This window comes from Mycobacterium sp. UM_11 (assembly GCF_001414075.1).
GTDB lineage: Bacteria > Actinomycetota > Actinomycetes > Mycobacteriales > Mycobacteriaceae > Mycobacterium.
Map to the genome: position 1 here is coordinate 107,170 of NZ_LATC01000001.1, position 25,737 is coordinate 132,906.

The window sequence follows — 25,737 nt, forward strand, 5'->3', positions numbered from 1 at the left end:
TCAGTCCGCCTCGATGCGCATCATGTTGGTGAATTGGCCGACGAAAATCGGCGGATAGGGCCCCACCCCGGCACCGGACATCCACTCGGCCGCGGCGTCCGGATGCTCGATCCACCGCTGCGCACTCTCTTCGTCGGGCAACTCCGACATGATCAGCACCTCGTGCTCATCGTCGAAGGCTTGGAAGATCCAGGTCTTGCGGATGCCGGCCGCTACGAATCTGTCTGTGGCCGAGGCGACTTCGGCGGTCAGCGCCGACACGTCGTGAACCGAGGCGATGGTGGCCACCACGACGCCGGGTGCCTCGGGGCTGGCCGTGGGCGCCGGGACGAACCGGTGGACGATCTCGCCGGCGAAGACCGCGGGAATGTCGTCGACGCCCGCCGCGTCGAACCAGTCGAAGAAGACCCGGGAGCGCAGCAGTTCCACGATCGGCTCGCGGCTGTGCACTCCGATCATCACCAGCACGCGGCCGTAGTCATGCGTCGAGGTGTAGACGAGCACGTGGTGGGCGCCGATGTCGGCCAAGGCCGCCTTGCGGCGCTCGAGCAGCGGCCATACCCGGCTGGGATCGGGAACGCGATAGTCCGACGCGATCACCATCGAATGAATGTCGCCGTCAGTCAACGGAGTTGGTCCTTCATCACTTTTCCGGTGGCGTTGAGCGGCAGCTGGTCGAGGAACGCGATGGATCTCGGCGCCTTGAATCCAGCCATCCGCTCTCGGCACCATAGCAGCAGGTCCTCCTCGGAGACCTGGCTTTTCGCCACCACGAATGCCTTGCCGACCTGGCCGAGGCGGTCGTCGGGGACCCCGATGACAGCGGCTTGCGCCACCGCCGGATGCTGAAGCAGGTAGCCCTCGATCTCCGCCGGGTAGGCGTTGAACCCGCCGACGATGAACATGTCCTTCTTGCGGCCGTCGATCCGCAGCCGGCCGGCGGCATCGAGGCGGCCCAGATCGCCGGTGTGCAACCAGCCGTCGGGGTCGATCGCCGCGGCGGTGCCCTCGGGGTCGTCGAGGTAGCCCTGCATGACCCCGTAACCGCGAACCAGCACCTCGCCGTCGTCGGCGATGCGCACCTCGACCCCGTCGCACGGCAGGCCCGCCGTGGTGGCCACGTCCTCGAACGAGTCGCCGGGCCGGGACAGGGTGACGTTGCCGGCCTCGGTCAGCCCGTAGCCGGTCATCAGCGTCTGGAAGGGCAGTTCGCCGTGGATGCGGCGCACCAGTTCGACGGGAATGTCGGCGGCGCCGGTCACGCCGGCCCGTAACGTCGACAGCCTGGCCTTGTCACGCACCGTCAGCAGCGAGTGATACAGCGTCGGCGGGCCGGGCAGCATCGTGATGCGTTCGCGGTCAATGAGATCCACCACCGTGTCGACGTCGAAGACCGCGACCGGCAGCATCGTCGCACCGCGCAGGAAGGAGGTGACGAGTCCCGCCTTGAGGCCGAACGTGTGGAAGTACGGGTTGATCTGTAGGTAGCGGTCACCCTCGCGCAGATCCGCGAGCGTCGCCCATTCGGAGTACATGCGCAGCGTCTGGCGGTGATTCATCATCGCGCCCTTGGGGCGACCGGTCGTGCCCGAGGTGAAGATGATGTCGCAGATGTCGGTCCCGCTCACCGCCCGCTCGAACGGCGAACCGCTGGAAAGGAAGTCGGATTTCAGATCGATGACCGGCGTCCCGGCGGGCGCGGTGTAGTCCTGGCCCAAAAAGCCCTTCTGCACCAGGACGGCCTTCGCGCCGCTGCGGGCGATGATGTCGCCGGCCTCTTCCGTCTTGAACCGAGTGTTGACCGGCACCAGCACACCGCCGGCGGTGAGCAGCCCGAAGGCCGCGATGATCCACTCGACGGAGTTCGGCGCCCAAACGGCGACCCGGTCACCCTTGCCGACGCCGAGGTCCGCGAATGCGCCCGCGGCACAACGAATCCGCTCGACGAGCTCGGTGAAAGTGAAGCGCAGCGGACCGTCGACGGCCGCCTCCGCGTCGCCGAAGCGGTCCGCCGCGCTCAAGACCATCTCGGGGATGGTCTGCCATACCTGATTTGGTCGGCGTGTCACACCGTGACGAGCCGACCGAGGTTGCCGCCCATGATCTTTGCCTGGTCGTCGGTGGACAGGTGGGACAACGCGTTGACGTAGAAGGTCGGCTCGGCCAGTCCCTCGGGGTGCGGCCAGTCCGAGCCGTACAGCACCTGATCCACACCGACCAGGTTGATCAGGTCGTCGATGCCGTCCTCGAAGAACGGGCTCACGTGGATCCGGTTCTTGACCATCTCGACGGGGTCGCTCGGGAAGGCTTCCGGGGCCTTTCGGAAGACCTCGGTCAGACCGTCCAACAGCGGGGTCATCCACTTCGAGCCCGCCTCGACGATCGCGACCTTCAGCTTGGGGTGCCGGTAGAGCGCGCCGTGAATCACCCACGACCCCACCGCATCCTGGATCGGCCGCCACTCGTTGAGGATGCCCATCGCGTTGGTCTGGAACGGGAGCATCTCCTGCTCGGCACCGTCCCACTCCGAGGTGTAGCGGGAGTAGCCGCTGTCGGACGAGTGCATGCCGACCAGCACGTCGTGCTCGACGACCCGCTCCCAGAACGGGTCGAACTCGGGCACGGCGAACGACCGGGGGCCGCGGAAGCCGGGAACCGGCGCCGGGCGGATCAGGATGCAACGCGCACCGCGCTTGACGGCCCACTCCAGCTCCTCGATCGCCTTCTCGACGATCGGCAGGGTGATGACCGGGGTGGTGAAGATGCGGTTCTGGTAGTTGAAGCCCCAGACCTCGTCAAGCCATTCGTTCAGCGCGTGGATCAGGACGTGGATGGCGACCGGGTCGTCGCGCAACCGCTCCTCGAGCAGGCTGGCCAGCGTCGGGAACATCAGGGTGCGGTCCAGACCCAGCTCGTTCATCTTCTCCAGGCGCGGGCCGGGCTCGAAGAACGCCGGGATCGCGCGCATCGGCTCGCCGAACAGCTCGCGCTTGCTCTTGCCCTCGGGGTTGCCGTACTTGAAGTACTCCTCCCAGGCACCCGGCCGGGCGACAACCTCGAAGGTCGGATTGGGGATGTAGTTGCTGATGTGGCCGCGGATCGCGATCTTCGTCCGCCCGTTGATCTGGACGTACTGGACGTAGTCCTTGTACTCCTTGGGCAGGAATTTGGTCAGCGCCTCCGGCGGCTCGTAGAGGTGGTTGTCCGCGTCAAAGATCGGAAACGGGACGTCCTCCCGGTGCGACAACTGGCCCATGAGATCCTCCTTCGCGATTTTTGAGAATTGTATTCTCTACGGGCGCCCGACCGCAACGCGCCCCCTGAAATCGGGTTCTACGTCGTCAGCACGTCACGACGATTTTGAACGGCGCGCTAGCTGGTTCACCGGGTTTGTCGGTCTTGTAACCGTTGGCGGTGCCGCTGATGGTGTACTTGCCGCCACTCATGCTCGTATCGGCGGTGCCGTCGCCGCCCCGGGAGTACATCCCGCTGAACCCGCCCAGGTTTCGGATGTGTACGGACGTGGCTGCGGGCTGTTGCCCGCTCTCGTCGATGACGACCTTGGCCCCGGCAAAGTCGCCGCCGATGTCGATCGTCCGGGTCCACTCCAACTGGCCGCACTTGACGATGTGGAAATTCCGATCGTTGCCGTCGATGGTCACCGACGCCGTGCTGGCGATCTGGGATGGTGGTCGCGAGGAGCACGCCCCAAGCAGCGCGACGGCGAGTGCCGCGACAACCGCGGCCGTCCTTCGGTCCGGCACCCGGCACTCCTATCTTCGCTGCCGATAGCTCTTCGGCCTGCAGCGACGATGTTATTCTCGCACCGGGAGAATGCCAATATCGTCCGTTCTCGTCCAAGGAGCAATAACGCATGGTGGACCTGGAGATCGATGACGGGTTGGCGGTGCTGACCATCGATCGGCCGCACGCACGCAATGCGATCGCGCTGGACACCATGCAGCAGCTGGAGAAGGCGCTGGACGCGGCGGCGGGCGCCAGGACTTTGGTGATCAAGGGCGCGGGCGATCGGGCGTTCGTATCCGGCGGCGACCTCAAGGAGTTGCGCGCGCTGCGCACCGAGGAGGATGCCGCGGCGATGGCCAAGCGGATGCGCGCGATCTGCGATCAGCTGGCCAGCTTCCCCGCGCCGGTGATCGCCGCGCTGAACGGCCACGCCTTCGGCGGTGGCGCCGAGGTCGCCGTCGCGGCCGACATCCGGCTGGCGGCCGACGACATCAAGATCGCCTTCAACCAGGTGGAACTCGCGATCATGCCGGCCTGGGGCGGCGCCGAGCGGCTGGCCGCGCTCGTCGGGAAGAGCCGGGCGCTGCTGCTGGCCGGCACCGGAACCGCCCTCACCGCACAGGAGGCCGAGCGGGTGGGCCTGGTGGACCGGGTGCTGCCCCGCGCCTCGTTCGACCAGGGTTGGCAGTCGGTTGCCAGGTCGCTGGCCCGCCATCCGGGGGTCGAGATAAAGCGCGTAATCAGCGGGGTTTCGGCGGACGAAGCGATAGCATCCTTTGCACGGCTGTGGGTTGCCGACGCGCACTGGCGGGCCGCAGAGCGGGTGATGAACCGCACCGCAAGTGCGCCACGGGCCGTCGGAGGAGCGAGATGACGGGCAGACGGTTGGGCGTGGGCGCCGCGACCCTGTCGGCGTTGCTGGCCGCTGCGACCGGTTCGGTCGTGAGCGCCGGCCACGCCCTGGCCGACCCGGTGATGCACCACGTGAGATACACCGTCATGGCGCAGAATCCGATCTACACCGACATCTATTACCTGGACCACCAGCCGGAGAAGTTCTCCGACTACAGCCACAACCCCTACTCGTTCACACCGCACGTCGACGTTGATCTCGGCCCGGGCAAACCGTGGAGCTTCGATCTGGACATGTCGAACCCCGATGACTACGCGATGGTCGTGGCGAGCACGGGCACCGAGCCCGGCACGCCTGGGCTTCACTGTGATCTGGCGGTGGACGGAGCGGTCGTCGTATCCAAAGACGGCCCCAAAGGCGTGCTCTGCTCACTGCGCAACTGGTGAACCACCCAGGTCGGCGGGACACCTTCGATCGGTCGCGGGTCGCCTTCCAGGCGGCGGAGGTATTCCTCGACCAACGCCACGGTCTCGGCGTGACCGCCGGACATGCCGATCGCCTGCTCGAGCACCAGCATTCGCGACAAGCTGGTCATCAGCACCGTCCAGACCACCGCCGGCACATCTTCGTTCTCCGCGCCGTAGCGCTGTAACGCGGCGGCCACCGTCTTGCGCTGCTCGTCGCGAAAACGTTCGGCGTAGTAAGCGATTTCGGCCCGCATGTCTTTGCGATGATTGGCCAGCGCCATGAACTCCATCGAAATCCGGGTGAACCCCGGATCGGTACCGAACCGCCAAAGCGCCCACAATGGCTGGTCCGACCGCAGCGCTCGGGCCTGCACTTCGAGGCCCTCCTCGGCGCGGCGGCGGAAGACCTCGACGAACAACTCCTCCATGGTGCGGAAGTAGTAGTGCACGAGCTGAGGTTTCAGCCCCGCCTTGCTCGCCAGGCGTCGCGACGTCACCGCGGCATAGCCCTCCTCGAGCATCAGCTGCTCGGCGGCATCGAGCAACAGGCCGCGATTTTTCGCGTCCGGTGCCCCGATCCTGCGGGCCCCGGAAGAGGCAGATGTCATGTCCCCGCTCCGTACTGTGTGCCATCCCGTGCCGACCACTCGGATCGTATCGTGGCGCGCCGGCCCCGACCTTGACCCTGACATTACCGCCATGCTAAGCAGGTGCTCAGCAGATTTTTCGATCTCGGAATGACCGCGGCGCCACTTCCTGCCGCCGAACATGACCGGTAACCCAGCCCAGGGAGACGCAATCCGATGAGTAACTACGAGTCGATCGACTTCTTCACCGATCCGTCTCTCGTCCCCGACCCGCACCCCTATTTCGACTACCTGCGCAGTCAAAACCCGGTCTTGCGGCTGCCCCATTACGGCGTCGTCGCGGTCACCGGGTACGACGAGGCCTGCGAGGTCTACAAGGACCCGGAGACGTTCTCCAACATCGTCGCGCTCGGTGGGCCGTTCCCCCCGTTGCCGTTCCAGCCCGAGGGCGACGACATCAGCGCCCAGATCGATGCGCACCGCAGCTCCTTCCCGATGAACGAGCACATGGTCACCATGGATCCGCCCGACCACACCAAGGCGCGGTCGGTGCTGGCGAAGCTGCTGACCCCAAGCCGGCTGAAGCACAACGAGGAGTTCATGTGGCGCCTGGCTGACCGGCAGCTCGACGAATTCCTGGACAACGGCGAATGCGAATTCATCGCCGAATACTCAAAGCCGTTCGCCACCTTGGTGATCGCCGACCTGCTGGGCGTGCCGGAATCCGACCACAAGGAGTTCCGCAGCGTGTTGGGTGCCGATCGCCCCGAGGCCCGGGTGGGAGCGCTGGACCACGAGTCGGTCGGTATCAACCCGCTGGAGTGGCTCGACGAGAAGTTCTGCGACTACATCGAGGATCGGCGGCGCGAGCCGCGCAACGACGTCCTGACCTCGTTGGCGTCGGCGAAGTACCCCGACGGCTCGACGCCGCCCGTGATCGAAGTCGTCCGCTCGGCGACGTTCCTCTTCGCCGCCGGCCAGGAAACCACGGCCAAGCTGCTCAGCGCGGCGCTGCAGGTGCTCGGCGACCGGCCGGACATCCAGCAGGAGCTGCGTGACGACCGCAGCCTCATCCCCGGGTTCATCGAGGAATCGCTGCGGATGGACAGCCCGGTCAAGAGCGACTCCCGGCTGGCCAGAAGGGCCACCACCGTTGGCGGAGTCGACATTCCGGCCGGCACGGTCGTCATGGTGCTGCCGGGGGCGGCCAATCGCGACCCGCGCCGGTTCTCCAACCCGCACGAATTCGACCTGCACCGGCGCAACGTGCGCGAGCACATGGCGTTCGCCCGCGGCGTGCATTCCTGCCCCGGCGGACCGCTCGCCCGGGTGGAGGGCCGCGTCTCGATCGAGCGCCTGCTGGACCGGATGTCGCACATCGAGATCGACGAAGCCCACCACGGGCCGAGCGCCGGCCGTCGTTACACCTACGAGCCGACGTACATCCTGCGCGGCCTGAGCGAATTGCACCTGAGGTTCACCACCGCGGACGCGGTAGCGGTCGCGGGCTGACTCAGAGGTTCAAGCCGACGAAGTAGCAGCCGAGCATCGCGGCGGCCATCACCGCAACCCACGCGTCGGTGAGCCGGCACAGCACCACCGGAGCGTTGCGGACCTCCATGAACTCGCGAAAGATGATGCGCACCTTGACAAGTGCGATCACGATGACGCTCGACGTGACCACCGCGCTGGATCTCAGCGATCCGCCGGCGGAATGGTCTATCCACAGATACGCCAGCGTCAGCGACGCCAGGATCAGCCACACCACCAGCAAACGTTTGTTGAATTTGATTCCGATCACCTCACCACGTAGAGCAGCGCGAAGATGAGCACCCACAGGAAATCGACGGTGTGCCAGTAGGTCGCGCAGGTTTCGACGAGCTGCTGAGACTCCTTCGACTCGTGGGCTTTTCGCGCCTTGACGCGAAGTTGGTAGACGATGACGCCGAGGGCAACGAAACCGATCAGCAGGTGCACGAAGTGGATGCCGGTGAGGAAGAAATAGTAGGTGAAAAAATCGTTACTGCCCAGGCCATTTCCCATGCGGACCAACCGGGCCCATTCGAAAACCTTGCCGAGCAGGAAGAGCACCGCGAACCCGGCCGTGATGAAGGCGTCCCGCAGCGCCGCCGGGTAGGCGCCGGCGCGGGCGGACTGGACACACCGCGCCACCGACCACGAACTCAGCAGCAGCACAAGGGTGTTGACGACGCCCACGCGAAGGTCTAGCTGCGCCTGCGATTGCAGAAACAGCTCGGGGTTGCGAGCCCGGGAGAACAGGTAGAAGCCGAAATACGCGGTGAAGACCAGGGTCTCGAACAGCACGAACGCCCACATGTCGGGTTGACCGGGCACGAATCTGACCCGTCGGTTCCCGTCGGCCGTCTCGGTCATCAGGCGGGCGCCTCTTTTGCCGGCAGCTCGGGCAGTGGTCCGGTACCGAAGTCTTCGCGGCGGATCATTCGAAACAGCATCACGATGAAAGTTACTTGGTAGACGCCGAATACGACCATGTCCAGCCACCAGGCGATCTCGCCGTCCCACGCGAACACGCCACGCCGGAAGATCCAGCACGGCGCCACCACCACCTCGGTCAGCGCGTTGCACAGGTTCAAATACCCGAACCACTTGGGGAACACCCGATTCTTGTCGAGCAGGATGGCGAGCATCCAGATCAGCGAGCCGATCAGGAACACCCCCATGGTGCCGTCGAAGGACAAGAAGGCGAAGTCGTACAGCCAGCCGATCGCCTCGGGGTCGCGCTCGGGTCGCAGGGTGCCGACGATCAGCGCGATGTTGAGCAGCAGCATGCCGGGAACCGCGCTGAGCGAATAGATGAGCAGATACGAATACGCGAAGGCGCGGCTCACCGACATGCGCCGCATCGAGTACGCGATGATCGCATTGTTGAACGCGATCATGCCGCTGATCGCGAAGATGACGCCGAAGCCGACCGGTATCCCTAGGTGGCGCTCGGAGAACCAGTGCGCCTGCGTGGCGAGATCCCAGCTGGGCTCCGGCGGGGGCTGGACCTGCGCCACGATGAAGAACATCGGGAAGAAGAGGGTGTAGAACACCATCAGGAAGCCCCAAGCCAGCCACAGTTCTCGCTTGGGGTTATGCCTGACGTGCCAGCGGATCCGCCGGTACAGCGCCCCCGTGGGTGGTGGGGCGGCGGATGTCGGCGATGTGATCACCGCGCTCATGCGCCAACCAGTTCGCCTGAGCGCCCGAGGTTCTCGGCGCGCTCGCGATAAACGGCGCGCGCCAGGACGACGCCCATTACGACGATCCAGACGGCGATCGCGGTGTTCTTCACCCAGAACGACAGAAAGCCGTCCCACGCCAGCGGCCCGGTCAGCGAAACGCCGACGAACGCGGCGGGCACCAATGCGGCGGCCACGAGAAGGTTGAAGTAAGCCACCCAGCGGCCGAACACCGGGCGCGGCTGATCATCGAAATAGATTGCCAGGGCGAGGATCACGCTCTGGCCGATCAGGAAAGGAACCAGGATCGTGAAGGTGATCCAGCCGAGGTCGTTGAGCAGCTGGGTCAGCCCGGGACTGCGCTCCGGCCGAAAGGCCGCCAGTAACCAGCAGACGTTGGCGACGAGGAACAGGGTCGGGCCGCCGGCCGCGCAACCCAGCATCGCGTAGGAGAAGATCGGCGTCCGGTGCGCCATCCTGCGGATCTGCAGCACGATCAGGGCCAGGATCGGAACCAGGCATACGCCGAACCAGTTGAACACGATCATGCTGTAACGGATCTCCGGCAGGTGGGCCGGATCGCGGTAGAACGCGGCGACCTGTTCCGCGGGCATCGACGGCGACATCGGCGGGTTGAAACCCGGGAAGAGAAAGAACGCCGCGATCCAGAGGATCAGGGCCGCGGGCAGCGTCCACAGCAGGATCAGCTCACCGTCGGTCCGCCGCGGCGCGGCCCGCGTCGCCCCCCGGCCCGGTGCATCCCCCCCGTCAGCGTCGGACATCAGCACCCCTTCAGATCGGCACCCCACACGGTTCGTCTGCGAAGCTAGCCGATCGGCTAGCCTGGGTCAAGAGAGTCGTCTAGTCTCGGTGCGTGGGAACAGCACGGCGACCAGTTACCGCTGAGCAATTCTGGCTGATCGAGCACAGCCCGGCCCGGACGCGGGTACTCGACGCCGCGCTGGATCTGTTCGCCACTCACGGCGTCAGCGGTACGTCGCTGCAGATGATCGCCGACGCCGTCGGTATCACCAAAGCCGCTGTTTACCACCAATTCCGGACCAAGGAGCAGATCGTCATCGCCGTGACCGAGCGCGAGCTCGGCCGGCTCGAGCCGGCGCTCGAGGAGGCCGAGGCCTACGGCGACGGGCCGCAAGCGCGAGATGCCCTGCTGGTCAGCGTGATTGAGATGGCCGTGCGCGACCGCCGGTTAGTGCGCACGCTGCAATTCGATCCCGTCGTCGTCCGATTGCTGGCCGAGCACAAGCCCTTTCAGGTCTTCATGGACCGCCTGTACCGGGTGCTGCTCAGCGACGCGGGCCTTGACGGACGGATCGAGGCGGCCATGTTCTCTGGCGCGCTCAGCACCGCCGTCATGCATCCGCTGGTCGCCGACATCGACGACGAGACGTTGCTCGACAGGGTCACCGATTTGAGCCGGCGCCTGCTCGGTTTGCCCCGGGGCGGGCCCGGCTGACCGGAAACGCAGTGGCTAGGTGTCGGCGCGGACCCAACTCGCTATGCCGTCGTGAGCGATACAGATCAGGAACAGACCGTCAGGTGCCTGCGCGACGTAGTTGAGGTAGTTCTGGCAGTTTGCGTTCTCATCCTTGACCCCCGCCATCGGAGGTGAGCGGAACCATCGGGGCTGGTACCTCCTAGGGGAACCGCAGAACATCAGCCGTCCGGGCTCCGAGGCGAACGACACGTATCCGTCGGCGACACCGAAGGCGTAGTAGGTGGTGTTTTCGCAAGGAGCACCTAGAACCTGGTGGGGCATGATCCCCGGGGTGCAGGCGGGGTAGTCGCAGACCGTTGGCCCCGCAAAGGATGGCGGCGCCGCCAGCAGGCCGACGCCGACCAACGCGGCCGCCATCGCCACGATGAATCGCACCCAATTACTTTGCCACACCCGAAAAGAAAATTCTCCTGCTTGGAGAAGATCACTTCGGGCGACCGGGGGTGGGCGCCGGGCCGTCTCGAACGCCGCTCCGCGCGCCTCCCGGGGGGAGCAGTTCCGCATGTCAGGGGCGCAACCCAGCCGTCCGGTGAAGGCGTTGACCCCAGGTCGGAGTGATAAGCTTCCTCCCCGTGCACGATCCGGTGGGACCCGACACCGACGATTGTGGTGACCCGACGGATGTGACCGATCCCGACGAACCGCAGTCAAACGCAGGGGCTGAGAGCGGCGACGTAGCGGCCGCATCCGGAGAGCATCCGGAAGAAGACGAAGTTGCCAACGCCGAAGCGCGTGCCGCGGCGGCTCGGGCGCGCTTGGAAAGCCTGCGCGGGGCAGCCGAAACCGAGGACGCGGAGGACCACGCCCACGACGTCGAGCAGCGATCGGCGACGTCCACCCGGAAACGGCTACGTTTGCCGCGACGACCCAGGCGGCCACGGTGGCTACGGCGCCCAGGGCGGAAGACTGTAGCCGCCGGCATCGGCATCGTTCTCTTCTCCACTTCTCTCGCCGCGAGCGGCTACATGCTGTGGCAGCATCACACCGCGTTGCATAATCGCCAACTCGCCGCGGAGTTCAGTGCAGCCGCCCGGCAAGGGATTACGGCCTTCATGTCGATTGACCCCGATCGCGCCAAGGAGAGCGTCCAGCGCGCCATCGATGCCTCCACGGGCGACCAAAAGGACCAGCTCTCCGTGCTGTCGCCCCTGATGGTCAAGAGGGCCGAGGAGACTAAGGTCGGCGCCAAGGTCACCATCGAAGCCGTCGCCGTCCAGTCGTTTAGCGACAATTCCGGAGTCGTGCTTGTGGCGGCGAAAACCGATCCCATTGGGCCAGATACCGCCAAACCGCCGCCCGCACTGTTTCGGCTCAGCGTCAATATGGACCGCGACGGCGGCCAGCTCAAGATGTCGAAAGTTGAATTCGTGCGATGACTGTCGAACCCGGCTCGCCGCCGGACGGGACCGGAAAGGCGATTGACGGCGCCCATACTTCGCCCGACGGCGAGGACGAACTGGCGCGCGCTGGAGTGGGACCGGCGCGCTTGCACCGGCTGGCCGAGATCGGGCGCCGCGCCCGCCGGTATGCGGCGAGTTGGCGTTCGATCGTCGCGACAACGTTGGTTATTGCCGCACTGGGAGTCGCTGGCGGCGTGTACTTCATCGTGTACCGGCCGGATCAGCAGGTCGACGATGTGGCGGCGCACCGGGCGATCCAGGCGGCGTCAGATGGCGCCGTGGCGGTGTTGTCGTATTCCTATGACCATTTGAACCGCGATTTCACCAACGCGAAGTCACATCTCACCGGTGACCTTCTACGGTATTACAGCAAATTCAGCGACGATGTCGTCGCGCCGACGGCGCAGAAGGGACAGCTGACGGCGTCTGCCAAGGTGATTCGGGCCGCGGTCTCGGAATTGCATCCCGATTCGGCCGTCGTGCTGGTTTTCGTCAACCAGACGACGAAAAGCGAGCAAAAGAAGGATCCTGAGAACACGCAGAGCAGCGTCCTGGTCACGCTGTCGAAAGTCAACGGCTCCTGGCTGATCGCGAAATTCGACCCCTCCGGATAAGCGCGGCTGATCTTGCCCTAACCGTTAACCGGCGGCCCGAAGCGGTGTAACGTCATCGCTCAAGAGCGCCGCAACCGACGGCGAAAAGGTGCCACAGGCACTCTCGGATTACCCGGTTCGAGGAGCAGCCGATGCGTCCAGCCAAAGCACTCAGCACTGCAACGCTGGTGGCTCTCACCGCCTTCGGCGGTCTGAGCACTGCATCCACGGCCAAGGCTATTACCAAGGAAGACGTGGCGATCAACGGGACTTACCGTGCCACGTCCATCGGCGACTGGGCCCAGAGAAATGACCAGTACTTCGGCGAACCGACGGTCTACCAAGTGTGGACCATCAACTCGACGTGCGAAACCACCCAGGAATGCCATGGCACGGTCACGAGCGACCAGGGCTGGAGCGCGCCCATGTATATGAATGATGGCCAGATGTGGAAGGTGAAACACGAAGTGCCGAACTGGGAGCGGTGCGAAGACGGTACCGCGTTTTCCGGGATGCAGGCCTTCTTTTTCTATCCGGTGAATGACAATGGTGGATTCCAACTCGGGTCGCGCGTCTTCTCGGGCAAGGACAAGACGGTCGGCCCAAGCGGCGCCTGCGGGCAGAACAATTGGCTTGATATCACGATGCCGTTGCGCCTAGACCAGCTCTCCTGACCGGGCGGTCGTAGCCGCAGGCCGGCCCTGCCGACCGCTTCATGTCGGGGCGAATTCAGGTGGGGAGCATGTCCTTCCACGTCCTGGGCGCTTTTGGAGCAACGAGGTCCGACTGCTGATACAGCTTCCCGTCCGGGCCGATATAACGACCGGTGCGCGGATCGTACTTTGCCACCACGACCGAGGGCGCGGGTTTGGATGCGTTGGCTCCGAACGAGCTTGGCGCAGCCTGGGGTCCTCCGCCGCCAGCTGTGTCTGCCGGTGCCGGATCGGAAGGAACGGGCGGGGCCGGCGGCGGTGCTGGCGCAGCGGGCGGTGCGGGAAGCTCTCCCGGCGCAGGGACGTCGAGTGGCGCGAAGGGCGGAAGGTCCGCCGACATTCTCGACATGGGCGCCAGCGCAGGGGGTCCGGACGACGGCACGGGCGGTACAGCAGCTCCCACCGTGCCCGGTGGGGGATTTTCGCCCCGGGGCCCCGCGGGTGAGCCGCGCGGTACGGCCCCAGGCGGCAGCGGCGTTCCCTCGACTGGGCCGAAAATCCTGTCGTTGGTGGTGATCCGGTCATCGGGCGGGACGCCCTGGGATAGTAGATTCGGATCCAGCGGATAGGGACCGAGGGCGTGCTGGCGCATCGCCAGCGGCATGAACGGCTTGTCGCTGTTACAGATTTCGACGGTCGGCGCCCGCTTACCCGGGTGACCCATGCAGGGGTAGTTGCGGGCGCCGCGAACCGCGATCGGTGAATCCTGCGGGAGTTTGCAATACAACCCGTCCGGTGTGTCGATGTCGGTGAGGTCGTCCGGGGATCGCCATGTGTTGGGCGGCATGAAGCCGACCGTGCAGATGGGTGGATCCTCGACCGTGGCTGCGAAGTCACCGTAAGCCCTACCGTCGGGGTGGTTCTCACCCGCAGCGGCCTGCTCGATTGCCACGCCCGACGGAAGCAATACGAGCAGCTGCTCGAGCGAGGGATGGTAGGTGACGCCGATCTGGCCGATGGTGGTGAGGTTGGCAAGCAACACCGGCAGCGTCGGTTTGATTTGTTCGAAAAGCCGGGATGCTTCGTTCGCAGTCTCCGGACCCGTTTGCAGGATGGTGCGGAAGTGAGAATCGTTGGTCACCAGCGTATCCGAAATGCCCGCGAAGCTACGCGCCCACGTTCTTATCGAATCGAGGGTGCGCGCCTGGCTGTCCAGCAGCGGCCCGGTGTCTTCGGTGAGGGCCCGGGTGCGATCGACCACGCCGTTGGCGTCGCGGGACAACGTCTGTGACGAGTCGAGCAGTGACCCCAGGTCGTAACCGGAACCGTTGAAGCCCTGGAACGACTCGTCGAGTAATTGGCCGAGTTTGGTCTTCGGGATGCTCTGGACCAACGCATTGACCTGCTCGAGCATTGGGGCGACCGGTTGCGGAATTGTCGTGTCGCGCATGGCAATAACCGAGCCGTCGTGCAGGTAGGGCGGCGAGTCGTTCCTGGGCCGAAGGTCCACGTACTGTTCACCCACCGCGGAGACACTGAGCACCTCGGCGGTCAAGTCCGCCGGGACCTTGGGTGAAGTGCTAAGCGACAGCGTCGCTTTGGCGCCGGTCGGCGTCAAACCCACGGCGGTGACCTTGCCGAGCTGAACTCCACGATAGGTCACGTTGGAGAACCGATACAGGCCGCCGGTGGCCGGCAGCTCCAGCGTCACCGTCATCCGACCGATGCCCAGTAGCGTCGGCGCTTGGATGTAGAACAGGACCATCGCGATCACGCCAATGGTCCCGGCGATCGCGAAGATCGCCAGCTGGATCCGAACGAAGCGCGTCAGCATCTAACCACCGGCTCCCGTTCCAGGCGCCTCTGCGGGCGCCGGCGTCTGACCAGGACCCGCGTCGGGCGGCGAGGCCGCAGCCGGCGGAGGTCCGGGCAGCGGTCCATAATTCCCCAGCCCCGGTCCGGGTACCGCACCCGGCGGTGGCGGGGGCAGCGGTAATGCATTGGGATCGATCCACGGCGGCCGTAGCGGGTTATGCAGCGGATCGAGTGTGTAATTCAGGCGATACGGGTCCCCGGGCACCGGCGGCTCGGGCATATCCAGCTGTCCCCAGTGCGTCCCCAGCATCAGTCCTCGCTTAAGCCGGGGAATCGTCAGGTCGAAGTCGAAATGCAGGTTGAAGAAGTCGCCTCGGACCGCTCGGTCGACAAAGTTCTGAGTGAACGGGAACACGAACGACCCCGCGATGGCCGCGCCGAACTCCGGTCCGACGTCGGCGAGCGCCTTGATGGTCGGCTCCAGGTTTTTGAGGTTCGTGACCAGATCGGCCTGGGCATCGTTGACCAGTCTGTTGGCGGTGTTGCTGAACACACGGAGGTGGTCCAGGGCGGCCGTCAGACGAGGCCGCTCCCTGGTCAACACCTCGAGCGCCGGCGGTATTTTACGCAGCGCATCGGTAAGAACGTCGCGTTGGTCGGCGAACGTTGCCGACAGCCGATTCAGCGCCTGGATGGAGGCGACGATGTCGTCGCGCTGGTCGTCCAAAGTCCCGACGAACGTGTCCAGGCGGGTAATCAAATCACGCACGGCGCCCTCGTGCCCGGACAGGGCGGCCGAGAAGTTATGGATGCCCTCCCCGATCTGTCCCAGTCCACCGCCGTTGACGACCGCGCCCAGCGACGACAGCGTCTGCTCGGTCGACGGGTAGGCCGATGACCGACTCAGCGGGATGGTGGCGCCCGGCTGCAGCCGTCCGCTTCCCTGCTGACCCGGCGGAGTATTGAGCTCCACATGCATCGAGCCCAGCAGGCTCGTCTGACCGACGGTGGCTACCACATTGGCTGGGACCACCACATCGCGCTTGACCGAGATCTCGACGTCCGCGTGCCAGCCTTGCACCTTCATCGCACCGACACTGCCGACGACGACGTCATCGATCATCACCGGCGAATTCGACTCCATCGTACCGACATTCGGGAGTTCGACGTGGTAGATGTTGGCCCCTGGCCCGCGTCCGACCGCGCCGGGCAGCGGTAGCGAATTCAGGCCGTGGAATGCGCATCCCGTGGCCGTCACCACCACGCAACAGCCGGTGGCGAATACCCGCTTGGCCGCAACCCGTGCGCTCATTGTTGTGGCCCTCCGTCTGGCAGCAGCATGCCCGACACGCTGGGCGCCGGCGGTGGTGGCGGTGTCGAAGGCGGGGGCGGCAGCGGCATCGCCGCGCCCGGTATCCGCTCCGGCGGCACCGCCCCCGGGGGGCCGACCGGATCGCCCGGCAGCCCGGTGTAGGCCGACACCGCGGGCGGGATCTCGGGCGGTCCGGGTTTCGGACCCTCGCCGCCGGGCGCCAGGCGCTGTTCGGTGTAGAGAACCTTGGACGGGTCAATCGACTTGTGTAGGAACGGGTTGATGGGAATGGGCGAGTTATTCCAGTTGGTCTGCCGCAGTCCGGGTCCGAGGAACAGCGAGCACAGCTTGCCGGATTCGACCGCCGTGATGTTCTCGATGGCGCCGATTTGCGTGCAGCCCGGTACGGACAGCAGAACCTGACCGCCCCATGTCGGATTCGCCGCATTCATGAGCCCGAATCCTCCGATGATGGTTCCGGTGTCGGCGTTGTAGTCGTTGAAGAAGTTGCCGAACGCGTTCGGCGCCGCGTGCAGAATGTTTTCCAGGGCCATGTGGTGATCGACCAGGTTCTGCGTGACATCGGCCAGCCTGGCGATTTGCTCGCTGGTCTGGTTGCGAGTCCCGGCGATGAATCGCTGCACCTCGCCGACCGCCGTCGACAGATCGGTCAGAGCCGCGTCCAGTTCGGATTTGCTGTCATTGACCACACTGGTGAGCGTGGCCAGGCGGTCATTGAACTGCACGAGCTGGACGTTGCTGTCGCGCAGCGCGCCGACAAAGGTCTGCAGGTTTTTGATGATGTCGACGATGTTGCCGCTGCCGTTGGCGAGGATCCGGCCCACGCCCGACAATTGACCGAGTGTCTGGCGCAGCTTGTCGCCGTTGCCGTCGAGCGCATTGGCGGCGCTGTCGATGAATCGGCCCACCGACGTGCCCGATACCCCGCTCTTGGGCCCCAAATCCGTTGCCAGCCGCATCAATTGGGTTTTGACCTCGTCCCACTCAACCGGCACCGCGGTCCGTTCGACTCCGATGACCGCCCCGTCGCGCATCACCGGCCCGCTGTCGCGGTAAGCCGGCGTGAGCTGGACGTAGCGGGAAGCCACCAGATTCGGGGCGACGATAACGGCCTTCGCGTCGGCCGGGATGGGCACGCCGCGGTCGACCGTGAGGACCATTTTGGCCTGGGTGCCTTGCGGCGCAATGGACTTGATGCTGCCGACTTTGACGCCCGAGACCCGTACCTCGTCATGGGGATAGATCGCGGTGGCGGTGGTGAAGTAGGCGGTGATCGTTCGTGGGCCGAAAAACGTATTACGGACGAGCACGGCGGCGGCGGCAATTGTCAGCCCGACCAAGACAACCGCCGTGACGGCCGCCAGCCGCTTGCGCGGAATCCGGGAGGTCATTGTGATCCCCCGATCCGTCCGCCCAACGTGCAGCCAGGGCACTGCGGAATGGAGTTGTACGGCCAGGGGGTCAGCGCCCGAGGTACCGGTGACGGGAAGCCCGGACCCTTTGAAGTATCGAAGGTGCGGAATCCCCAGAGGTAGTCGAAGAACTCCTGGAAAAGTTGCGGGACAAGGAAGTTGGGGACGAACGCCTGGTAGGCGTACATACCGGCGATGGCCTCACCGACCGTGATCTGGAATTTGGCGAGGCCCGGCAGCGCCTTGCCGATGTTGTCGCGGTTCTTTTCCAAGACCGCGAGGACCCTGTTCAGCCTCTCCAGCGTTGGCGCCAAGGTGCTTTCGTTGTCGTGCACCAAGCCCGTCAGCTGCTTGGCCACTGCCGAGGTGTTGGCCAGCAGGTCCACGATCTCTTGCCGGCGTGCGACCAGCACTTGGAGCAGGGAATCGGAGTTGAGGATGAGCTTGTTGACCTGCATGCTGCGTTCGGAAAGTATCCCGGTGACATCACTGGCGCTTTTAAATAACTCGCCCAGGTTCTTGTTGCGGCTGTTGAGGGTTCGCGATAGCCGGGTGAGCGCGTCGAAGGCCGGCCCCATTTGGGGTGCGATCTGGTCGAGCGTGGCCGCCAGCGTGTCCAACGATTGATTCAGCGCGGCGGTGTTGGTGCCGGCCGTATCCGACGTGAAGTCGCTGACCGCTTCCGTCAGCGAGTACGGAGAAGAGGTGCGCGAGACGGGGATGAGAGCCATCGGGTGCATCGTGCCGGTGCCGGCGGACTCCACCGTCAGCATGCGCTCGCCGAGCAGCGTGCCCGTGCGGATGTGGGCGGACGTTTCCGAGCCGAGCAGGACGTTGCCCTTCATCGCGAACGTCACCAGAGCGTCGCCGTGCCGCAGCTTCACGTCCGACACCGTGCCGACCTTCATCCCCGACACGATTACCGGATTGCCCTTCGCAAGGCCGCCGGCCTCGGTGAACAGCGCCTGGTACCTGACCATCGTCGCCCACTGGATGAATCGGTCGGGTGACAGGCCGACCAGGATGACCATCACCGCCAGGATGACGCCGATGAAGCCAGGCTTGACGAGCTGAGCTCCGCGATACTTGAGCATCAGGGTTCCGTGCACCTTCCTGCATCTGACCGATAGATGTTGGCGCGCACTGTCTTGCCCTGAAGATCTGTGCCGCGGATCCCGAACTGGCAGAGGTAGTACGGGATGGTGGCGCCGTTCACGCCCAGCCGGACCAGCTTGCGGTAGTTCTTCGGCGCCTTCTGAAGTGCGCCGTCGAGGCGGTCCCTGTCGCCGTCGAGAATCGGCGCCAGCCGATTCAGCTGAGCTACTGTGCCAGACAGCGGCGGGCGGGCCTCGGCAAGCAGATCCGCCAATGACGCGGTTCCCTTGTCCAAGGCGTCGATGGCGGAGCCGATCGTGTCGCGGTCATTCGACAGGCCGCTGACAAGCTGCTCGAGTCGATCGATCGTGCCAGAGAACTGTTTGCCGTCTTTGGAAACCGTGCCGATCACGATGTTGAGGTTGTCGATCAGTTGCTGCACGGTTTGATCGTTGTCGGCCAGAGCGTTTGAGAACGACGTCGTCTTGGCGAACAGCGAGTCGAGGGTCCCGCCCTGCCCCTGGAAAACCTGTAACAATCCCGCGGTCAACGCGTTGACGTCACGCGCATTCAGGCCTTGGGTGACGGGTTTGAGTCCACCGAGTAGCAGATCGAGGTCTAGCGCTGGCGCCGTCCGGTTGACGGGGATCTGCCCGCCGGCCGGCAGCCGCTTGGTCGAGCCCGGGCCATCGACGAGTTCGAGGTAGCGGTCGCCCACCAGGTTCAGGTAGCGGACCGCCGCCCGGGAGCCCTCCGTCAAGACGATGTTGCGGTCGACGTCGAACTTCACCACGACTTTCTTGTCCGGCTGCAGAGAGACGCCGTTGACGGTGCCGACCCGGATCCCGGCGACCCGCACCGACTGCCCCGGCTTGAGACGCGAAACATCGGTGAACACCGCCGAATACCCGTTCGTCGCACCCGTCCGGTACTGGCCGAAGATGAAGAACAGGAAGGCGGTCAGCGTCGCCATCACGATCGCGAAGATCGTGAATTTGACCAGCGTGGCGCGTGTTCTCATCCCGGTTGTCCGATCTGGGCGGAGTTGCGCGGCGGTCCGGCGATCGGTCCGTACAGCAGCTCTTTGAGCAGATCGGAATTGATCATCAGCTGCGGATTTCCGTACACCACCGGGTCCGCGCCGATGTCGGCAATCAGCTGCGGGGGAGCCGTATTGAACGGCAGCGACGGCAGACCCACGCAGCGCGGACCGCCCGTCGCCGCAACCTTGGGCAGGTTCGTCGGATACCGATAACGTTCGGCACCCCAGACGAGACTCGCCGAGATGTTGATACTGGGTTCCGACAGTGGCGCCGCGTGCGATAGGCGTACGAGTCCGCCAAAAGCGCAGGTAAGCGCGGGGTTGTACTCATTGGTCAGATCGGTGGTTGGCACCAACAGATGCATGACGTCCGTCAGCGGTTGGCGGTTCGTCGACAGGACGTCGTTGCCGATGTCGGCCAAGCCGATCGTGCTGATCAGCAACGCATCCAGGTTGTGCTGCTCATCGACAATCGTCTTGCTGATTCGGGTCGCGTTGGCCGCGGTCTTCACTAGGTCGGGTGCCGCGTCGGCATAGGCGTTGGCTACCGCCGGTAAGACCGAGAAGTCATGACGGAACGCGGGCAGGCTCGGCTCCAGTTTGGCCAGGAACGAATCCAGGTCGCTCAGCGACTGACCAAGCTGTGGGCCCCGCCCGCTGAACGCTTGGGCGAGGGCGCCCAGTGACTCGTTGAGCTTGGGCGGGTCGATGTGGCTGAGCACCGAAACCAGTTGCTGGAACACGGTATTGATTTCGACCATGACGTGCTGGCCTTGCAGCGTCTGGCCCCCGTGCAGACGCTGGGCCGCGGGCTGGGCGGGCTCCACCAGCTGGACGGACTTCGCGCCGAACACTGTCGACGACGCGATGTCGACGAGCACGTTGCTTGGGATGAAGCGCAATTGCGACGGGTCCATCGCCAGATGAATGGCGGCCTCGCCGTTGGGCAGCGGCTCGATCGAGGAGACCTTGCCCACCTGCACGCCGCGCATCTTGACCTTGGCGTCGGGATTCATGACAAGGCCGGCTCGTTGCGAGATCACCGTCACCGGCACGGTTTCGGTGAAGGAGCCCTGAAACAGACCGACCGCCACGGCGAAAATCACGCCAATGATGAGAACCGTGGCCAACCCGAGCAGGGGCGGCAGGTAGTTGCGTCCGACCGGTGGCCGGGCGTGACCGGCGCGCGGGTGCCGGCCGCCGACGGCGCCGCGACCCGCTGGCACACTCTGCGTCACTGCCCTTTCACCTCCTTTACTAACCGGACAGGTTGAAGTTGCCGTTCGTACCGTAGATAGACAGCGAGACCAACAGCGTTACCGACACCACGACGATCAGCGAGGTGCGCACGGCGTTGCCGGTCGCGTTGCCGACACCGGCCGGCCCGCCGGAGGCGAAATAGCCGTAGTACGTGTGGATCAGCAGGATGGTGAGCGCCATCAGGATGGCCTGCAGGAACGACCACAACAGGTCTATCGGGTTCAGGAACGTGTTGAAGTAGTGCTGGTACAGCCCCTGCGACTGACCGAGCAGGAACGTCGTGGTGAACTGACTGGCCAAAAACGATAGGATCACGGCGATGCTGTACAGCGGCGTGATCGCCATCATTCCCGCCAGGATCCTGGTGCTGACCAAGTACGAAACCGGCCGAATGGCCATGCTTTCCAGCGCGTCGACTTCCTCGTTGATCCGCATGGCGCCCAGCTGAGCGGTCACCCCGGCGCCGAAGGTCGCCGCCAGGCCGATCCCGGCAACCACCGGCGCCGCGATGCGCACGTTGATGAACGCGGCCAGAAAGCCCGTCAGCGCCTCGATCCCGATGTTGCCCAGCGAGGTGTAACCCTGAATGGCCAGGGTGCCGCCCGCCGCCAGCGTCAGGAAGCCGACGATCACCACGGTGCCGCCGATCATCGCCAAAGTGCCCGCGCCCATGCTGATCTCGGCCACCAGCCGAACGACCTCGCGCGTGTAGTGGGTGGCCGCGAACGGCACCCCGGCGAGTGCCTTGCCGTAGAACAGGGTGTGGTCGCCAATCCGGCCCAACGAGGCGACCGGCCTCTCGAATTGGCGGAACAAACGCGGGTATGCGGCCCTCAGCGCCATTGGCAGCCCCTACTTCGCCGTCATCTTGATGCCGATCGCGGTGACGACCACGTTGACGACGAACAGGGACATGAAGGCATAAACCACGGTTTCATTGACCGCGTTGCCAACGGCTTTGGCGCCCCCGCCGGTGATCGACAGACCCCGATAGCAGGCGACCAAGCCCGCGATAAGGCCGAAAAGCGCTGCCTTGACGCACGAAATGATGACCTCGGGCACGCCGGTGAGCAAGGTGATGCCCGCGGCGAAAGCGCCGGGGTTGACGTCCTGCACGAACACCGAAAAGACGTAGCCGCCCAGCACGCCGATGATGACGACGAGGCTGTTCAGCAGGAAGGCGACCAACCCGGAGGCCAGCATGCGCGGGGTGACGAGCCGTTGCACCGGGTTGATGCCCAGCACTTCCATCGCGTCGATTTCCTCGCGAATTGTTCGCGCCCCCAGGTCTGCACACATCGCGGTGGCTCCCGCGCCCGCCACGATCAGCACCGTGACCAGTGGTCCGAGCTGGGTGACCGCACCGAACGCGGCGCCCGCACCCGATAGGTCCGCGGCGCCCAGTTCCCGCAGGAGGATGTTGAGCGTGAAGCTGACGAGGACGGTGAACGGGATCGCGACCAACAAGGTGGGGGCCAGCGACACTCGCGCGACAAACCAGGACTGCTCCAAGAACTCGCGCCACTGGAACGGTCGGCGGAATGCGAACTTGACCGCATCGGCCGACATCGCGAATAAGGCTCCGACGGCCTGCATGGGCCCCGAAATGTCCCATTTCAGTTTCAGCTGAGGCAATCCCGCCGACCAGCGGTCTGCTCCCCTGGTTGCCATCGGCCTCAAACCCTTTCCTGAGTTATGAGACCGATGGTCTTGTTGTGCGCCGCGTGCTGCGGTAGATTCGGCTCAAGCAACAGCCAAGAGGGCGAGCGGTCGACGGTGAAAAGCCCAGTCGGCAGCCCGAATTCAGCGACCTCGTCGGGCATGACAGCACTGTCCATCCTCACGCCAGGCCCTCCGTTCTGTTGCGTGAGTCGCCGCATCAAAACGTGGGGCCCCATGTCTTGAAGCGTCCGGCGATTATGACTCATGCCGAGTCCGGGCGGAATGGAAAACGCATAACCGTTATCCGACAAGCCATCAGCACACCGCTTATCCGGGGCAGCTTGGTCGCAACCGGCGCGACGGTTGGCTCGAACATGTGGGACACCTCCGGTCGCTGTCGTACTCAAGTGACGGCGCCGGCCGTCTTCAGTTCGATGATTCGATCCCAGTCCAGCCCGAGTTCCATCAGGATCTCGTCGGTCTGCTCGGCGAAGCCGGGCGCGGGACCGGTCTGCGGCGCCGCCACGTCGAACTGGACCGGGTTGGCGACCAGTTCCAGCTCGCCCGCGCGCACCAGGTAGTCGTTCGCCCGAATCTGCGCGTCGTCCGCGGCCTGCAGGGTGTCCTGCACCGGGGCCCACGGCCCGGCGAGCGTGGCGAAGCGTTCGCTCCACTCGGCCAGCGTGCGGGTCGCGATCGCCTTCGTCAGCATCTCCACGGCGTCCGCGGTGTTCGCGGCGATCGATTCCACGGTGACGAAGCGGGGATCATCGGCCAGCTCAGGCAGGTCGACATGCCGGCAGACGTCGGCCCAGAACTTGGTGGGCTGCATCATCACGAACGAGATGTAGCGGCCGTCGGAGGTGGTGTACAGGCCCACCAACGGATTGTTCGGAGCGCCGTGCACGCCCGGCGGCGGCGCTTCCATCCGCTGTCCCAAGTGCTTTGTCAGCGCGACCGTGTGGCCCATCGCCCAGAAGCCACTGCCCAGCAGCGACACATCGACGACCGACGGGTCGCCGGTGCGTTCGCGCTTGAGCAGCGCCGCCGCGATGCCGCCGGCGAGGTTGGTGCCTGAGATGGTGTCGCCGTAGGCCGGGCCGGGGGGCGCGATCATGCCGGGCATTCCCGCCGGGGTGATGGTCGCGGCGGTTCCGGCCCTGCACCAGAACGCGGTCATGTCGTAGCCGCCCTTTTCTGACTCGGGGCCGCGCGGACCGAGCGCGCTCCCGCGGGCGTAGACGATTTTCGGGTTGACCGTACGAATGTCCTCGACGTCGATGCCGAATTTCTTCCGGTGAGCGGGAAGAAAACTGGTCAAGAACACATCGGCCCGGCGGGCAAGCTCGTAGAGCACCTCCTTGCCCTCGGGCACGGACATGTCCAGGCCGATGCTGCGCTTGCCCCGGTTGGCGTGCTCGATGTTGGGGTTCGGGTCGCCCTCGACGCGCAGCATGCCGGTCTGGCGCAGTCCGCGCTGGGGGTCGCCCGTCACCGCGTGCTCGACCTTGACCACGTCCGCGCCCCACTCGGCGAGCACGGCGCCGGCCGAAGGGACGAAGCCGTACATGGCCACTTCCAGGACGCGGATCCCCTCCAGCGGCCTCATGCCCGGGCCACCGCCGCCGGCACCGCAAACGTCTTGCGCTCCAGGAACTCCCCGTCAGGGGCGTACCCGATGACGGCGCCGGTCGCGGGATTGCTGGACGGGAACGTCCTGTCGGTGGCGACCAGTCGGCCACCGATCAAGAGCCGGCGGTCGACGGGTGACTCGGGCGCGGCGTTCTCAATGCTCGCGGTGATCGCAGGCTCTGCCGTGTTCTGGGCCGGCATCCGCACTCCCTAATGTGGTGACGGTCACGATAATTTCATTCTCCTTCCCGGCGAATCTTACATTCGAGTCTCGATAATTCAAGAAACTCTCAGGAATGGGACCGGGCCACTGACCAGCGCCGCAACCGCAAGCGGGGCGCCGGACAACGCAGTTTGACGCAGGCCAAACACGGTTTCCCGAGTGTGTTGCACGCCGCTTCGGCCTGAGAGTAAGGTTCTCATAATTGTAAGCGAGATTCTTTGTGGCTGAGACGGTCACCTCGGGAGTAAAGGTCTCAACGTGAAGACTGCGGTGGTCACCGGTGGCGGGTCCGGCATCGGTCTTGCCGTCGTGCAACGGCTGCGCGCCGACGGGCTGGACGTCGCCACGATCGACCTCCGGCCCTCGGACGACGACCACTCTTTCACCGCGGACGTCACCAACCGATCGCAGGTGGATGCCGCCCTGGCGGCGATCCGCGCCCAGCTCGGGCCGGTCACCGTGCTCGTCAACGCGGCCGGGCTGGACGGATTCAAGCGCTTCAACAACATCACCTTCGACGACTGGCAGCGGGTGATCGACGTCAACCTCAACGGGGTCTTCCACACCATCCAGGCGGTGTTGCCCGACATGCTCGAGGCGAAGTGGGGGCGGATCGTCAACATCTCGTCGTCGAGCACGCATTCCGGCGCGCCCTACATGAGTCACTACGTGGCGGCCAAGTCCGCCGTCAACGGGCTCACCAAATCCCTGGCACTCGAATACGGCCCCAGCGGCATCACCGTCAACGCCGTGCCACCCGGTTTCATCGACACCCCGATGCTGCGCGCCGCGGCGGAGAAGGGATTCCTGGGCGACATCGACGAAACCATCGCCCGAACGCCTGTCCGCCGGATCGGCAGGCCGGAAGACATCGCGGCGGCCTGCGCCTTCCTGATATCCGAGGAAGCCGGCTACATCACCGGGCAGATCTTGGGCGTCAACGGCGGGCGCAACACCTGAGCCGTCCGGCCTCGGCTACGTACTCGAGCCCCAACGAACCACCGCAAGGAGACACCGTGAAGGTCTGGGTTGATCCGGAGCGCTGTCAGGGCCACACCCTGTGCGCGATGATCGCGCCGGAGTCGTTCGAGCTCAGCGACATCGACGGCAGCTCGTCCGCGGTCGACGAAGTGGTGCCGGAAGATCGGCAGGACCAGGTTCGTGAAGCCGCGCAATCCTGCCCGGAGCAGGCCATCATCATCACCGACGACGCCTGAGCCGGCAGATACTGACCGACG

At 65.2% G+C, this 25,737-nt stretch carries 29 protein-coding genes and 1 pseudogene; 9 read left to right on the forward strand and 21 right to left on the reverse strand.

Translation table 11 applies throughout. The features are described from left to right. The 4 genes from WU80_RS00535 to WU80_RS00550 all read right to left on the reverse strand — a co-directional run bounded on the left by WU80_RS00535 (nt 1) and on the right by WU80_RS00550 (nt 3,764). Nucleotides 1-627 (reverse strand): hypothetical protein, encoded by a 627-nt coding sequence (locus WU80_RS00535; protein ID WP_055400282.1) that lies wholly within the window; start codon nt 625-627, stop codon nt 1-3. Continuing rightward, nucleotides 624-2,027, reverse strand: coding sequence for a FadD3 family acyl-CoA ligase (locus tag WU80_RS00540; protein WP_055400284.1), 1,404 nt, complete (start codon nt 2,025-2,027; stop codon nt 624-626). The genes WU80_RS00535 and WU80_RS00540 overlap by 4 nt, the downstream gene beginning before the upstream one ends. A gap of 38 nt (nt 2,028-2,065) precedes the next feature. Next, the gene (locus WU80_RS00545) at nt 2,066-3,256 is read right to left on the reverse strand and encodes an amidohydrolase family protein (RefSeq protein WP_055400286.1); all 1,191 of its coding nucleotides are present in this window, start codon (nt 3,254-3,256) and stop codon (nt 2,066-2,068) included. A gap of 85 nt (nt 3,257-3,341) precedes the next feature. Beyond that, complete coding sequence (locus WU80_RS00550; protein ID WP_082459732.1) at nt 3,342-3,764, reverse strand: lipoprotein LpqH; 423 nt, start codon at nt 3,762-3,764, stop codon at nt 3,342-3,344. 110 nt (nt 3,765-3,874) lie between these two features. Between WU80_RS00550 and WU80_RS00555 the strand changes: the two genes are divergently transcribed. Further along, entirely contained in the window at nt 3,875-4,621 is a 747-nt protein-coding gene (locus WU80_RS00555; protein ID WP_055400288.1) for an enoyl-CoA hydratase/isomerase family protein, read from the forward strand. Between the two features lie 101 nt (nt 4,622-4,722). Then, the gene (locus WU80_RS00560; protein WP_082459735.1) at nt 4,723-5,046 is read left to right on the forward strand and encodes a hypothetical protein; all 324 of its coding nucleotides are present in this window, start codon (nt 4,723-4,725) and stop codon (nt 5,044-5,046) included. Here WU80_RS00560 and WU80_RS00565 read toward each other — a convergent pair. Next, nucleotides 4,962-5,675, reverse strand: coding sequence for a TetR/AcrR family transcriptional regulator (locus tag WU80_RS00565; protein WP_055400292.1), 714 nt, complete (start codon nt 5,673-5,675; stop codon nt 4,962-4,964). The two genes, WU80_RS00560 and WU80_RS00565, sit on opposite strands and share 85 nt — an antisense overlap. Before the next feature lie 195 nt (nt 5,676-5,870). Between WU80_RS00565 and WU80_RS00570 the strand changes: the two genes are divergently transcribed. Beyond that, nucleotides 5,871-7,166 (forward strand): cytochrome P450, encoded by a 1,296-nt coding sequence (locus WU80_RS00570; protein WP_055400294.1) that lies wholly within the window; start codon nt 5,871-5,873, stop codon nt 7,164-7,166. A 1-nt stretch (nt 7,167) separates the two neighbouring features. Here WU80_RS00570 and WU80_RS00575 read toward each other — a convergent pair whose 3' ends face one another. Genes WU80_RS00575 through WU80_RS00590 form a run of 4 tightly spaced genes read right to left on the reverse strand, consistent with a single transcriptional unit; the run spans nt 7,168 to nt 9,642 of the window. Further along, nucleotides 7,168-7,452 carry a cytochrome C oxidase subunit IV family protein gene (locus tag WU80_RS00575; RefSeq protein ID WP_055400331.1) on the reverse strand — a complete coding sequence of 95 codons (285 nt, stop codon included), beginning with the start codon at nt 7,450-7,452 and terminating at the stop codon, nt 7,168-7,170. After that, on the reverse strand, nt 7,452-8,048 hold the full coding sequence (locus WU80_RS00580; protein ID WP_055400296.1) for a cytochrome c oxidase subunit 3 family protein: 597 nt from the start codon (nt 8,046-8,048) through the stop codon (nt 7,452-7,454). Before WU80_RS00580 ends, WU80_RS00575 begins: the two co-directional genes overlap by 1 nt. After that, nucleotides 8,048-8,860, reverse strand: a complete 813-nt coding sequence (locus tag WU80_RS00585; protein ID WP_055400298.1) for a hypothetical protein — start codon at nt 8,858-8,860, stop codon at nt 8,048-8,050. The genes WU80_RS00580 and WU80_RS00585 overlap by 1 nt, the downstream gene beginning before the upstream one ends. Further along, nucleotides 8,857-9,642, reverse strand: coding sequence for a hypothetical protein (locus WU80_RS00590; RefSeq protein ID WP_055400333.1), 786 nt, complete (start codon nt 9,640-9,642; stop codon nt 8,857-8,859). The genes WU80_RS00585 and WU80_RS00590 overlap by 4 nt, the downstream gene beginning before the upstream one ends. Nucleotides 9,643-9,734: 92 nt before the next feature. Here WU80_RS00590 and WU80_RS00595 point away from each other — a divergent pair, with 92 nt between their 5' ends. Then, nucleotides 9,735-10,337, forward strand: coding sequence for a TetR/AcrR family transcriptional regulator (locus WU80_RS00595; RefSeq protein WP_055400300.1), 603 nt, complete (start codon nt 9,735-9,737; stop codon nt 10,335-10,337). Nucleotides 10,338-10,352: 15 nt separating this feature from the next. Here the strand turns inward: WU80_RS00595 and WU80_RS00600 are convergent, their stop codons facing one another. Continuing rightward, nucleotides 10,353-10,736 carry a hypothetical protein gene (locus WU80_RS00600; protein ID WP_197281097.1) on the reverse strand — a complete coding sequence of 128 codons (384 nt, stop codon included), beginning with the start codon at nt 10,734-10,736 and terminating at the stop codon, nt 10,353-10,355. A gap of 215 nt (nt 10,737-10,951) precedes the next feature. Here WU80_RS00600 and WU80_RS00605 point away from each other — a divergent pair, with 215 nt between their 5' ends. The 3 genes from WU80_RS00605 to WU80_RS00615 all read left to right on the forward strand — a co-directional run bounded on the left by WU80_RS00605 (nt 10,952) and on the right by WU80_RS00615 (nt 13,046). Beyond that, nucleotides 10,952-11,755 carry a hypothetical protein gene (locus WU80_RS00605; RefSeq protein WP_055400337.1) on the forward strand — a complete coding sequence of 268 codons (804 nt, stop codon included), beginning with the start codon at nt 10,952-10,954 and terminating at the stop codon, nt 11,753-11,755. Continuing rightward, on the forward strand, nt 11,752-12,393 hold the full coding sequence (locus WU80_RS00610) for a hypothetical protein (RefSeq protein ID WP_055400302.1): 642 nt from the start codon (nt 11,752-11,754) through the stop codon (nt 12,391-12,393). The genes WU80_RS00605 and WU80_RS00610 overlap by 4 nt, the downstream gene beginning before the upstream one ends. Before the next feature lie 131 nt (nt 12,394-12,524). Then, nucleotides 12,525-13,046, forward strand: coding sequence for a hypothetical protein (locus tag WU80_RS00615; protein WP_055400304.1), 522 nt, complete (start codon nt 12,525-12,527; stop codon nt 13,044-13,046). A gap of 55 nt (nt 13,047-13,101) precedes the next feature. On the opposite strand, the gene WU80_RS00620 is transcribed toward WU80_RS00615, so the two are convergent. The 11 genes and pseudogenes from WU80_RS00620 to WU80_RS00665 all read right to left on the reverse strand — a co-directional run. Further along, nucleotides 13,102-14,859 carry an MCE family protein gene (locus WU80_RS00620; protein ID WP_055400306.1) on the reverse strand — a complete coding sequence of 586 codons (1,758 nt, stop codon included), beginning with the start codon at nt 14,857-14,859 and terminating at the stop codon, nt 13,102-13,104. Continuing rightward, nucleotides 14,860-16,152 (reverse strand): MCE family protein, encoded by a 1,293-nt coding sequence (locus tag WU80_RS00625; protein ID WP_055405712.1) that lies wholly within the window; start codon nt 16,150-16,152, stop codon nt 14,860-14,862. Further along, on the reverse strand, nt 16,149-17,564 hold the full coding sequence (locus WU80_RS00630) for an MCE family protein (RefSeq protein WP_055400309.1): 1,416 nt from the start codon (nt 17,562-17,564) through the stop codon (nt 16,149-16,151). The genes WU80_RS00625 and WU80_RS00630 overlap by 4 nt, the downstream gene beginning before the upstream one ends. Further along, nucleotides 17,561-18,679: an MCE family protein gene (locus tag WU80_RS00635; RefSeq protein ID WP_055400339.1), complete on the reverse strand. Its 1,119-nt coding sequence runs from the start codon at nt 18,677-18,679 to the stop codon at nt 17,561-17,563. Before WU80_RS00635 ends, WU80_RS00630 begins: the two co-directional genes overlap by 4 nt. Next, nucleotides 18,679-19,701, reverse strand: coding sequence for an MCE family protein (locus tag WU80_RS00640; RefSeq protein WP_055400311.1), 1,023 nt, complete (start codon nt 19,699-19,701; stop codon nt 18,679-18,681). Before WU80_RS00640 ends, WU80_RS00635 begins: the two co-directional genes overlap by 1 nt. Then, nucleotides 19,698-20,960, reverse strand: a complete 1,263-nt coding sequence (locus tag WU80_RS00645) for an MCE family protein (protein ID WP_055400313.1) — start codon at nt 20,958-20,960, stop codon at nt 19,698-19,700. Before WU80_RS00645 ends, WU80_RS00640 begins: the two co-directional genes overlap by 4 nt. Nucleotides 20,961-20,979: 19 nt before the next feature. Further along, nucleotides 20,980-21,825 carry an ABC transporter permease gene (locus WU80_RS00650; RefSeq protein WP_055400314.1) on the reverse strand — a complete coding sequence of 282 codons (846 nt, stop codon included), beginning with the start codon at nt 21,823-21,825 and terminating at the stop codon, nt 20,980-20,982. Between the two features lie 9 nt (nt 21,826-21,834). Beyond that, the gene (locus tag WU80_RS00655; protein WP_055400316.1) at nt 21,835-22,653 is read right to left on the reverse strand and encodes an ABC transporter permease; all 819 of its coding nucleotides are present in this window, start codon (nt 22,651-22,653) and stop codon (nt 21,835-21,837) included. A gap of 5 nt (nt 22,654-22,658) precedes the next feature. Continuing rightward, a complete protein-coding gene (locus WU80_RS25735; RefSeq protein WP_156349438.1) occupies nt 22,659-22,805 on the reverse strand; it encodes a hypothetical protein in 147 nt (48 codons plus the stop codon). Nucleotides 22,806-23,047: 242 nt separating this feature from the next. Beyond that, nucleotides 23,048-24,253, reverse strand: coding sequence for a CaiB/BaiF CoA-transferase family protein (locus tag WU80_RS00660; protein WP_055400318.1), 1,206 nt, complete (start codon nt 24,251-24,253; stop codon nt 23,048-23,050). Next, a pseudogene (locus WU80_RS00665) lies at nt 24,253-24,477 on the reverse strand (aldehyde dehydrogenase); the annotation flags it as partial. The pseudogene WU80_RS00665 and the gene WU80_RS00660, both read right to left, overlap by 1 nt. Nucleotides 24,478-24,757: 280 nt before the next feature. Between WU80_RS00665 and WU80_RS00670 the strand changes: the two are divergent. Next, nucleotides 24,758-25,459, forward strand: coding sequence for an SDR family NAD(P)-dependent oxidoreductase (locus WU80_RS00670; RefSeq protein ID WP_055405713.1), 702 nt, complete (start codon nt 24,758-24,760; stop codon nt 25,457-25,459). Nucleotides 25,460-25,515: 56 nt separating this feature from the next. After that, on the forward strand, nt 25,516-25,716 hold the full coding sequence (locus WU80_RS00675; RefSeq protein WP_055405378.1) for a ferredoxin: 201 nt from the start codon (nt 25,516-25,518) through the stop codon (nt 25,714-25,716). The last annotated feature ends 21 nt before the right edge of the window (nt 25,717-25,737 follow it).